The following is an 11,094-nucleotide window of genomic DNA, read 5'->3' on the forward strand; positions in this document are numbered from 1 at the left end:
GCCCAAGGCGGGACCCAGCCTTCGGCACGATCTATAACCGAATGAAAGATTGCATAGTCGTGACTATTCCCCGCACGAAGTCGTCCTATGACAAGCGCTCGTACGACGCCTTCTACCGCAGCCGCGTAGGCCTTGCCCCTGGGCCCGTGTTCGCCATCTTGGGCGTGCTCAGTGGTCTCTATTTCCTTTTGACCGGCACTGTCTGGGCAGTGACCGGCGAATTCACCCGCCTGGGCGGCCACTTGGTCGAAGCCCTGGGCGCGGACATCCAGTCCTGGAAGTACTACCAGGAGGTCACCACCATGGAGGGCAACCCCCTCCAACGCACCGACGGCTGGATCGTCGTCGCCATGCTCATCGGCTCCCTGGTGGCCGCCCTCATCGCCGGCGATTTCCGCTGGCGTATCCCGCCGCTGAAACGCCGCTGGGTCCAAGCCCTGTGCGGCGGCATCATCGCCGGCTTCGGCGCCCGGCTGGCGTTCGGCTGCAACCTGGCCGCCATGTTCACCGGCATCCCGCAGTTCTCCTTGCACGCCTGGCTTTTTACCATCATGACCGCGGTCGGCACGGCCGTGGGCGTCAAGATCATCAAGATGCCGTGGTGGCGCGGGCCCTCCAAGCCCAAGCCGGTCAACACCCCGAAGGTGGGCCTGGCGGACGTGCGCCGGCAGCTGCAGCGCAAGCGCTGGCTGGGCATCGCCGTGACCATCGTGACGCTTGTCATCGCCGCCTTCTACTTCGCCTCCGGCCAGCCGCTGCTGGGCGTGGCCGTTCTCTTCGGCCTGGCCTTCGGCGTGCTCATCCAGCGCGGCCAGATTTGCTTCACCGCCGCGTTCCGCGACCTGTGGGTGACCAAGAAGACCAAGCTGGCGGACTCGCTGATTATCGGCCTGGCTGCCGCGGTCGTCGTGACCTTCGCGGTCCTGCTGCTCACGGATGCCACCCCGCTGACCAAGCCGGCCGGCTGGGGCACCGTCCTCGGCGGCTTCCTCTTCGGCATCGGCATCATCTTCGCCGGCGCCTGCGAGACCGGTATGATGTACCGCGCGATGGAGGGCCAGCTGGTGGCCTGGGTTGCCTTCGCCGGCAACATCATCGGCGCCACCATCCTGGCCTATGGTTGGGATCACTGGGGCATTTACGATGCCCTGGTGGCCAACGCCATCAAGTTCAACTTCTACGAATCCTGGGGCCCGTGGCTCGCACTCATCGCCTCCGTGGCCGCCCTCGGCCTGTGGTGGCTGGCGCAGGCCCCGCTGCGCACCGACCGCCGTGGCCGCCTCGACGCCCAGTACGGAAAGGACAACTAGTGAACGAGCTACCCGATTTCGAGCTGGACCTCTGTGGCGAATCCTGCCCCTACCCGGTCATCCAGACGTTGAGCGCCCTGCAGGACATGGACCCGGGCCAGAAGCTGCAGATCACCACTGACTGCCCGCAGGCCTTCCGCAACGTGCCTGACGATGCCACCGCCGCCGGCCACCGCCTCGTCGGCGAGCCGGAGCGCACCGGCGCGCGCATGATCTTCGTCTTCGAACGCGGTGAGCACGTCACCGGGCCGCGCATGGATAACAAAACCCAGCAGACCAAGCCGGGTCTGCTGGGCAAGCTGAAAAATAAGCTGGGCCGCTAGCGCACGCTAATCAGCGTTTCTCCGTTAGCCGGGACGGTACGCCCGATGACCGGGTAGCCCGGCACCTCGCCGATGAGCAGCAGTCCGCCGGAGGTCTGCGCGTCGGCCAGGAAGATCAGGTCTTCCTCGCTGGCCTCGCCGCCGTCCAGGTGCGGGCGAACCCAGTCCAGGTTACGGCGGGAGCCGCCCGGGATGAAGCCGTCGGCCAGCGCCTCGCGGGCGCCATCGATGGCTGGCACGGCCGACAGATCAATCTCCGCCGCGATGCCGGAGGCCCGGCACATCTTGTATAGGTGCCCCAGCAGGCCAAAGCCGGTGATATCGGTCGCGGCCTTGATACCGGCCTGGGTGGCTGCCTGGGCGGCCTCCCGGTTCAGGGTGGTCATGGATTCGACGGCCGACGGGATGGCCTCGCCGGTGGCCTTATGCTTGTTGTTCAAGATGCCGACGCCGATGGGCTTAGTCAGGGTGATGGGCAAGCCCGCCTCGGCGGCATCGTTGCGCATGAGCTTGTCCGGGTCCACGATCCCCGTGGCCGAGAGCCCGTAGAGCGGCTCCGGCGCGGTAATCGAGTGCCCGCCGGTAATCGAGATGCCGGCCTGCTCAGCAATGTCCATGCCGCCGCGCAGCACCTCGCGCAGGATGTCCAAGCTCAGCACCTCGCGCGGCCAGCCCACGAGGTTGATGGCGGTAACGGGCGTGCCGCCCATCGCGTAGACGTCGCTCAGCGCGTTCGCCGCGGCGACCCGACCCCAGTCATAAGGGTCATTGAGCATAGGGGTGAAAAAGTCGGCGGTGGAGATGACTGCCAGCCCGTTCTGGATCTTGACCGCGGCGGCGTCGTCGCCGGCGTCCAGCCCGACGATGACATTCGGGTCCGCGTGGCCTACCAGGCCTTCGACGGCGGATTCGAGCTCGCCGGCGGGGATCTTGCAGGCACAACCGCCGCCTGCTGCGAATGAGGTCAGCTTGATATCGTCCATGCCCCGAGCCTACCCGTCACAGCCCCCGGGCCGGCACAACTGTAACCCACCTATGAACCCTTCGCGCTCACGGGCAGGGGGGAATGTGTGCATTTTGGTTGCGCTGGTGACCGCGAAGGGTTCATAGGGCATGCGGAGGGTTCACGGAGAGCGCGCGTAGGAGGGAGCACGTGCCCACCTAGGCTCACGGGTGCTGCTGCCGTTGGCGGAAGGGGCGCTTGGTAGAGTTCCCAGTGGAGGCGTCTGCGTCCTGGTGGGCGCCCCGGTCTTCAAAACCGGTGAGGCCGAGTATCTCGGTCTGGCAGGTTCGATTCCTGTCCGTCTCCGCCAATAAGCTTAAATTTTCCAGGAGTGCCGTGACTGACCCGCGCCGCAACATCCCGCGCACCGATGATCTGCTGAAGCTGCCCGAGGTTGAGCAGGCCCGGGCCCACGTGTCTGAGCCTGTGATTCGCACCATCATCGACGGTGTCCTCAACCAGGCCCGCCGCGGGCAGGTGCCGCCGGAGGGCGTGTCGGCCGAGGTCGCCCGGCGCGTCGGCAGCGCCCAGCCGTATTCGCTGCGGCCGGTCATCAACGCCACGGGCGTTATTGTGCACACGAACTTGGGCCGCGCCCCCTTGCCGCCCGCGGCTGTCGATGCCTTAGTCGCCGCCGCCGGCTACACCGACGTGGAGCTGGACCTGAAGACGGGTTTGCGCTCCAAGCACCGCGGCCGCGGGGCGGTTAACGCGCTGCTCGCGGCGTGCCCGGCGGCCGAGGACGCACTCATTGTTAACAATGGCGCGGCCGCCCTGCTGCTGGCCACCGCGGCGCTGGCGCCGCACCAGGAAGTGATTATCTCACGGGGAGAGCTCATCGAAATCGGCGCGGGCTTCCGCCTGCCGGAGCTCATCGAGTCCTCGCACGTGCGCCTGCGCGAGACCGGGGCGACGAACCGGACCCACCTCCGCGACTACGTCGGAGCTATTGGTCCGGAGACCGGCGCCATCTTGAAGGTGCACCCCTCCAACTTCCGGATCACCGGTTTTACCAGCGCGGTCTCGGTGGAGCAGCTGCGCCCGGTCGCGCAGGAAAACGACGTGCGCCTCATCGTGGATTTGGGATCGGGCCTTCTGACCCCGGACGCGACGCTGCCGGATGAGCCCGACCTGCACGCCCAATTGGCGGCCGGCGCGGACGTGGTTATCGCCTCCGGCGACAAACTCCTGGGCGGTCCGCAGGCCGGTATTCTGCTCGGTACGCGGGAGGCCATCGCCCGCATGAAGAAGCACCCGCTGGCCCGCGCGCTGCGGGTGGACAAGCTGCGGCTGAACGCCCTGGAGGCGGCGTTGAACACGCCGCGAAATGCCGTCGCGGACGCGCTGCACGTGAGTGCGGAGTCGCTGAAAGAGCGCACCGAGGCGATGGCCGCGCAGCTGGGCGCGCAGGTCGTGGAGCACGCCGGGCGCGTGGGCGGCGGCGGGGCGCCGGAGTACCCGCTGCCCGGCTACGCCATTGCCTTGGAAGACAAGGTGGCCCGGCGGCTGCGGCTGGGCACCCCGGCGGTGCTCGCGCGCGTCCACGACGGCCGCTGCCTGGTGGATCTGCGCTGCGTGCCGCCCGCCGCGGACGAAACCTTGCTCGCAGCCTTGAAGGAGGCTATCTAAATGCAGGTCATCGCTACTGCCGGCCACGTCGATCACGGCAAATCCACCCTGGTCAAGGCGCTGACCACCATGGAGCCGGACCGGTGGGAGGAAGAAAAACGCCGGGGGCTGACCATCGACTTGGGCTTTGCGTGGACCACGCTGCCCAGCGGGGAGGACGTCGCCTTCGTCGACGTGCCCGGGCACGAGCGTTTCTTGGGCAACATGATGGCCGGGCTGGGACCCATCGGCCTGGGACCCGCGCCCATCCTGCTCTTCGTCGTCGCCGCGGACGAGGGCTGGCAGGCCCAGAGCAGCGATCACCGGGATGCCGCGGAGGCGCTGGGCATCGAGCGCGCGGTGGTGGTACTAAGCCGCGCGGACAAGGCGGACGCGCAGCAGCGGGCGCACGCTGCCGCCCAGGTCCAGCGGGAGATGGCCGGCACGCCGCTGGCGCAGGCGCCGGTGGTGGAGGTCTCGGCGGTGACGGGAGAGGGCATCGATAAGCTGCGCGAGGCCCTCAACGGCCTGGTCGGCCCGGAACCGGACCCGGCAGCCGCCGTGCGCTTGTGGATCGACCGGTCGTTTAGCATCACCGGCGCGGGCACCGTGGTCACCGGCACCCTGGTGGCCGGTACGCTGCGCCCGGGGGATACTCTCAGCCTGTTCCAGGCCACCGGCGTGCGCGAGGTCGAGGTGCGTGGGCTGCACAGTGAGAACTCCGCCATTGACCTCGCCCAGCCGGTCAGCCGGGTGGCGGTGAACCTGCGGGGTATTGATGCCGGCACCATCCACCGCGGCGACGTGCTGGCCACCCCGGGCAAGTGGGAGGCCACCCGCGTCATCGACGTGCGGCGCACCACGGGCCGGGATCTGGACGTTATCCCGCAGGAGGTCGTCGCCCACCTGGGTAGCGCCGGGGTGGGAGTGCACGTACGCCCCTTCGACGCACAGCACGCCCGCCTGCAGCTGCCGGAGCCGTTGCCGGTCGTGGTTGGGGACCGCCTCATCCTGCGTGGCTCGGGCGCGCGCCACGTGTTGGCCGGGGTCGAGGTCATCGACGTCGCCCCGCCGGAGCTCAACCGCCGCGGGGACGGGACGCGGCGCGGCCAAGTGCTCGCGGGTATTACCGACGCCAGCGATGCCGGGGAACAGGTGCGCCGCCGCAAGGCCGTGCGCGTCGAGGATCTGGTCCGCCAGGGTCTGGATACGGAAAACCGCCCGTCCGGCGTGGTCGCCTTCCGCGGGTGGTGGATTAGCGCCCGCGCGGTCACGGAGTGGAAGGCCGAGCTGCTGGGCGCGCTCGAGGCCTACTTCGCCGACAACCCGCTAGCCGCCGGCATGCCGCGCGTGGCCGCGGTCCACCTGTTGGCCCTGCCCGGCGAGGAGCTTTTAGACGTCGTCGTCGCCGCGGCGAAGGTGAGCTCCAGCGGCGGGCTGCTGAGCCTGCCGGGGCGCCAGGCGGACTTGGGCGCGGCGGAAGAGGGCATCGCTAAGCTGGAAAAACGGCTGGCCGATGCCCCGTGCGCCGCCCCGGAGGCCGGCGATCTAAGCGCGTGGGGCCTGGGGCAGACCGAGCTGGCCGCCGCCGAGCGCGCCGGACGCGTGGTGCGCCTGAGCGGCGGGGTCGTGCTGGTGCCGGCCAGCCTGGAGTGGGCCAAGGCCCGCCTGGGCGAGCTGGAGCAGCCGTTTACGACCTCGCAGGCGCGGCAGGCCCTGGGGACCACCCGCCGCGTGGTCATCCCGGTGCTCGAGCATTTCGATGCCCAGCGCATCACCCGTCGGATCGACGCCGGGCACCGCAAGCTGCGCTAGCCGCGGCGGCTAATCCGTTGCCGGCGGGTCGTGGTGCAGCTTCGGGAAAGGCCCGAAGGTGCTGCTGGGCGCCTCGTCATGCTCGGCGTGGTCGGGCCCTATCACCGGCCGGCCGCCCGGGGTGGGCCGCGGGAAGGCGGCGCAATCGAGAGTGACGTCCCAGACCTGGGGGACCGGCTGCGGGCGGGCCGGCCAGGCGCTGGCGTCCGGCAGCGCGGGCGGGGTCGGACGGAACCGTAGCGATTCTGCGTCGGCGGGGACATCGACGGCAATGCTGCCGTCGGCGACGTAGGCGCGCGCGCAGACGGTGCGGGTGCCCGCGGCATCCAACGCCGCGGTCAGGGCGGGGTAGTCGGCCGGGGCGCCAATGGCACCCAGCACGTGGTCTTCGGTGCTGACGATAAGCTCGCCGGCCTGCTTGCCCGCGCGCACGATGAGCTGGCAGGCGTGGCTGCGCGCCGCGTAATCGTCCGGTAGGTCCCCGCGGGAGGTATCCACCGCGGCGGGCTGGCCGCCCTCGACGATAACCGCCTGGGCGGGCACCGTGTTGACCGGTACCAGCCATTCGTCCGGGCCCAGGTAGATGCCGACCTCGACCTGGTGCTCGGCGATTTCGCACTGCGCCCACGTGGTGGGCACCAGCCCGGCGCGCCGCAGCCGGTCTAGGCTGGGGAAGGCGGCGGCCTCGTCCGCCGCGATGGTCGCGATGATGCCCACAGACGCCCGGACCCGCCAACCGGCCGGCAGGGGCTCCAGGCTGACCTCGAGGACCTGCGGCTCGTGCGCCAGGCCGGGCAGGCTCAGCACCGGGGCTGCGGTGATGTGATCCAGGAGGGCCAGGTGCTCCACGCCCAGGAACTGGGCGGGCAGATGGTAGATACGCATTAGGCGGCGCTCCTGCGGTTGCTAGAGGAAACGGGTGGGCTCGGCCAGGACTCGGCTAACAAGTTAGAGCTAGCAGGTGAGAGTCAGCAGATGAGGAAAAGCCCTTTCTGCCAGACAGTCTATCGAGCACTCCGGAACCCTTACCCGATTACTAGGGTGAAGGTTCGCGCAAAGTGGAGAAGTCCAGCACACAGTGCGTTATGGTATACGCCACAGAAGTATCGACTTATGTGTTTTCTGTCTATTCTGTTATCCACTCGGGTTCTAAGTTTCTAGGGCAAGGAGGATCCTCATTTCGCAGCAAGAGTCTTCATCTAGCTCGCCGGCAGGCTCGCAGCCGGACCCCACTCCGGCCACGCGCGGCGCAGGGCACAACCGAAAGCCGGGGCGCCTGCCGCAGGCCAAGCGGGTGCTCAAGGACATCATCTACCCGCACAACATCCACCCGGCGCTGGTGCCCGGCGTGTCCATCGAGGACCAGAAGATCAAGTACGGGGTGGACAAGCCGATCTTGGTGGTGGTCGGCGGCCTCATCGTGGCCTTCATCATCTGGGGTGTGCTGGCCCCGCAGCAGGTTTTCGATGCCTCCTCGGTCGCCCTCGAATGGGTCATGACGAACCTGGGCTGGATCTTTACCGTACTGGCCATCGGGCTGGTCTTTTTGCTGCTGATCCTGGCCTTTTCCCGCTACGGGCGCATCCCGCTGGGCGTGGACGGGGAAAAACCGGAGTTCTCCACGATCAGCTGGGCAGCCATGCTCTTTGGCGCCGGCATCGGCATCGGCATCATCTTCTTCGGCCCTTACGAGCCGCTCAGCCACTACCTGTCGCCGCGGCCCGGGGCCTACGAGGCCGCCAGCGAGGAAGCCATGATGGGCGCGATGGCGCAGGCGGCCATGCACTGGGGCCTCAACGCCTGGGCCATCTACGCCATCGTCGGCCTTGCTGTGGCCTATGTGTCTTACCGCCGCGGGCGCGTGCCGCTGATGAGCTCCATCCTGCTGCCGCTTCTGGGCACCAAGAAGAACGACTCCTGGCAGGCCCGGGTCATCGACGGCCTGGCGATCATCGCCACGCTGTTTGGTACGGCGGCGACGCTCGGCATCGGCGCGCTGCAGATCAGCCGCGGCGTCGAGGTGGTCACCGGCTGGTCGCCGGAGGGCAACGCCCTAGCGCTGGTCATCATCATGGTGCTATCGGTCGGCACGATCGCTTCGGCGGTCTCCGGCGTGGCCCGCGGTATCCGCTGGCTGTCCAACATCAACCTGGCCTTGGCGCTCGGCCTGGCGATCTTCTTCTTCGTGGTCGGACCGACGGCATTCCTGGCCAATATGCTGCCGGCCGTGGTCGTCGAGTACGTCGGCTCCATGCCGGACATGTTGGCCGCCAACATGGGCGAGGGCGAGGAGATGCAGGCCTACCTCTCGGCTTGGACCACGTTCTACTGGGCCTGGTGGGTGTCCTGGGCGCCGTTCGTCGGCGTCTTCGTAGCCAAGATTTCGCGCGGGCGCACTATCCGCCAGTACATCCTGGGTGTGCTTTTCATCCCGTCCGCCATCATCGTGGGTGCCTACACCATCCTGGGTGGGACCACCATCTGGCTGCAGCGCCAGTCCAACGCCGTGGCCCCGGATGGCACCGCCGAGTCCATGCCAGCGCCGGAGGAAATTTTCTTCGTGGTGCTGGACAAGCTCCCCGGCACCGAAATCGTCGCGCCGCTGGTGATGGTGATGCTTGCGGTCTTCTTCGTGACCACCGCAGACTCGGCCTCGCTGGTCAACTCGCAGATGACGCAGAAGGGCAACCCGCGGCCAAAGCCGTGGATCACCATTTTCTGGGTGTTGTGCATGGCCGGCATCGCCGTGGTGATCTTGCTAGCCGGCGGCCGCAATGCCTTGCAGGGCCTGCAGAACCTCATCACCATTACCGCGTTGCCTTTCGCGGTCATCATCGTGGCCATGTGCGTGGCCCTGGTGCGTGAGTTGCGCAACGACCCGATGAGTATCCGCGCCCACTACGAGTCCCAGGCGATCTCCAACGCCGTCGTCCACGGCGTGCGCGACTACGGCGACGACTTCGCCCTGAGCATCGAGCCGACGCCCAGCGAATCCGACTACGCCACCGGGGCCAACTTCGACTCCACCGCAGATGAGGTCACCGAGTGCTACACCCGCACCGACGAGGAAGGCAACACCGTCGGCTACGACTACGAGACCGGCGAGTACATCGCCGAGGACAACAGCGGCGTCGATCCGGACCACGACAGCGGGGTTAAGGCGGACTAATAACGGCGGCCGGCGTTCCTGCCCTTTAAGGTAGGGGCATGCACGATTTGCCCACCATCGCTTTCGCCTTCGGGCTGGCGTTGCTGGCCGGCCTGTCCACCGCGATAGGTGGCGCAATCGCCGTTAGCCGCCGCAACCCGGGCCCCGGATTCATGGCCGGGGCCCTGGGCCTGTCGGCCGGCGTGATGCTTTATGTCTCCTTCGTCGAGATCCTCCCCGAGGGCAAAACACAGCTGACCGAGGCCTTCGCCGACGCGCGCGCCGGGACCTGGGCGGCCGTCGGCGCGTTCTTCGCGGGCATCGCCGTCATCGCAATCATCGACCGCCTGGTGCCGGAGGAAATCAACCCGCATGAGCCCGGCACCACCGAGGAAGTCGCCCGCCGGCGCCGACTCATGAAGACCGGCGTGTTCACCGCCGGCGCGCTGGCTATCCACAACTTCCCGGAGGGCTTCGCCACCTTCCTGGCCGGCCTCGAGGACGTCCAGGTCGCGCTGCCGGTCGCGGTAGCGATCGCTATCCACAACATCCCGGAAGGCATTGCCGTGGCCGTGCCCCTGCGGGAAGCCACCGGATCGCGCGCCAAGGGCTTTTGGTGGGCGCTCGTTTCCGGCCTGGCGGAGCCGCTCGGCGCGCTCGTCGGCTTTTTGCTGCTGATGCCGCTGCTGGGCCCGGCGACGATGGGCGTTAGCTTCGCCGCCATCGCCGGCATCATGGTATTCATCAGCCTGGACGAGCTGCTGCCGACGGCCGAGGAGACCGGCAAGCACCACTTCGCCATCTACGGCGTCATTGCCGGCATGGCCATCATGGCGCTGTCGCTGCTGCTGTTCTTGTAGAGGCTCTGCGCGCCGCCGCCCGCCGCGCCCAGCGGGTGAGGTAGAACGAGCCCAGCGCCGAGATGACAATCGGGCCGACCAGCCACAACGGGGCCGCGGTCAGCTCCCAGGTGACGACGGCGGCGAAGAGGGGAGCCCGCTGGGTTACCGCCAGCACCGCGGCCGCGCCAATGAGCGCGCAGCTGATGATCGAGTATTCGCTGTCCATCCACGGCAGGCCCGCCCAGTGGAAGAAGAACGCGGCGGCCCCGCCCAGCGATGCCCCCGTCGCCAGCGCCGGCGTGAGCGTGCCGCCCACGGCCCCGCAGCGCAAACACAGCACCGTCAGGGCCGGCTTGGCCACCAGCAGGCAGGCAAAGAGCGCGCCGCTGCCGCCTAGGTGAAGGGTGAGCTGGATGATGTCGAAGCCGTTGCCTGGCACTGGCGGCAGGACCAGCGCACAGGCGCCCACGGCCGCCCCGGCCGCACCGACGGTCAGCGGCAGGTACCACCGCGGCGGGGTGCGGTGGCGTCCGGCCCAGTCCGCGCCCGCCGCGAAAGCGCCGCCGATGCCGCCGGCCAGCGGCATCACCACCACCATCCAGGCCACGGCCGCCAAGACCAGCCCGCGGCTGGGGGAGAACTCAGGCAGCGTGTAGAAGGCCTGGTGGCCCACCACCGGCCAGGCGGTCACGGTCGCCAGGCCGGACACGGCCAGCGCGGTGAGCACCGTGCGCAGGGTAGGGGTGATGCGCAGCACGGAGAAGGCGAAGATGGCACCGGCCAGCGGGACATTGTAGACCGCGCCCAACCCGGCGCCGGCGGCGATGGCCACCAGCTCAACGGCGACGCCGCTAGCGGAGTTTTTGTTCCGGGTTAGGGCCGCGGCTACGGCGGCCGCGCCCTGGCGCGGGGCGTTCTCGCGCCCGATGGAGCTGCCCGTGCCGGCGGCGAGCAGTTGGAAGGCGGCATCGGCCAGCGTGCGCACCAGCGGCAGGCCGTGGCCGTCGTGTAGGGCGTCGCCGACGGTGCGTACCGGGCCGCCGCG

At 68.6% G+C, this 11,094-nt stretch carries 9 protein-coding genes and 1 tRNA gene; 7 read left to right on the forward strand and 3 right to left on the reverse strand.

Annotation, left to right across the window (positions count from 1 at the left end; translation table 11 throughout):
- The first annotated feature begins 59 nt into the window (after positions 1-59).
- Positions 60-1,310 carry a selenium metabolism membrane protein YedE/FdhT gene (gene yedE / locus HMPREF3067_RS01350; RefSeq protein WP_070767949.1) on the forward strand — a complete coding sequence of 417 codons (1,251 nt, stop codon included), beginning with the start codon at positions 60-62 and terminating at the stop codon, positions 1,308-1,310.
- Entirely contained in the window at positions 1,310-1,633 is a 324-nt protein-coding gene (gene yedF / locus HMPREF3067_RS01355) for a sulfurtransferase-like selenium metabolism protein YedF (protein WP_070767950.1), read from the forward strand. The genes yedE and yedF overlap by 1 nt, the downstream gene beginning before the upstream one ends.
- Here yedF and selD read toward each other — a convergent pair.
- Positions 1,630-2,616: a selenide, water dikinase SelD gene (selD, locus tag HMPREF3067_RS01360; RefSeq protein ID WP_070767951.1), complete on the reverse strand. Its 987-nt coding sequence runs from the start codon at positions 2,614-2,616 to the stop codon at positions 1,630-1,632. The two genes, yedF and selD, sit on opposite strands and share 4 nt — an antisense overlap.
- Before the next feature lie 235 nt (positions 2,617-2,851).
- On the opposite strand from selD, the gene HMPREF3067_RS01365 reads away from it, so the two are divergent.
- The 3 genes from HMPREF3067_RS01365 (at position 2,852) to selB (ending at position 6,059) form a co-directional block, all read left to right on the forward strand.
- Positions 2,852-2,946: transfer RNA gene (locus tag HMPREF3067_RS01365), tRNA-Sec, on the forward strand.
- 26 nt (positions 2,947-2,972) lie between these two features.
- Positions 2,973-4,265, forward strand: coding sequence for an L-seryl-tRNA(Sec) selenium transferase (gene selA / locus HMPREF3067_RS01370; RefSeq protein ID WP_070767952.1), 1,293 nt, complete (start codon positions 2,973-2,975; stop codon positions 4,263-4,265).
- Positions 4,266-6,059 (forward strand): selenocysteine-specific translation elongation factor, encoded by a 1,794-nt coding sequence (gene selB / locus HMPREF3067_RS01375; RefSeq protein ID WP_070767953.1) that lies wholly within the window; start codon positions 4,266-4,268, stop codon positions 6,057-6,059.
- Between the two features lie 9 nt (positions 6,060-6,068).
- On the opposite strand, the gene HMPREF3067_RS01380 is transcribed toward selB, so the two are convergent.
- A complete protein-coding gene (locus HMPREF3067_RS01380) occupies positions 6,069-6,944 on the reverse strand; it encodes a hypothetical protein (protein WP_070767954.1) in 876 nt (291 codons plus the stop codon).
- A 409-nt stretch (positions 6,945-7,353) separates the two neighbouring features.
- On the opposite strand from HMPREF3067_RS01380, the gene HMPREF3067_RS01385 reads away from it, so the two are divergent.
- On the forward strand, positions 7,354-9,228 hold the full coding sequence (locus HMPREF3067_RS01385) for a BCCT family transporter (protein WP_246819193.1): 1,875 nt from the start codon (positions 7,354-7,356) through the stop codon (positions 9,226-9,228).
- Between the two features lie 38 nt (positions 9,229-9,266).
- Entirely contained in the window at positions 9,267-10,067 is an 801-nt protein-coding gene (zupT, locus tag HMPREF3067_RS01390; protein ID WP_070767956.1) for a zinc transporter ZupT, read from the forward strand.
- On the opposite strand, the gene HMPREF3067_RS01395 is transcribed toward zupT, so the two are convergent.
- On the reverse strand, positions 10,036-11,094 hold a 1,059-nt coding region (locus HMPREF3067_RS01395), incomplete at its 5' end, for a chloride channel protein (protein ID WP_070767957.1). The two genes, zupT and HMPREF3067_RS01395, sit on opposite strands and share 32 nt — an antisense overlap.

The organism is Corynebacterium sp. HMSC04H06 (genome assembly GCF_001815935.1).
GTDB lineage: Bacteria > Actinomycetota > Actinomycetes > Mycobacteriales > Mycobacteriaceae > Corynebacterium.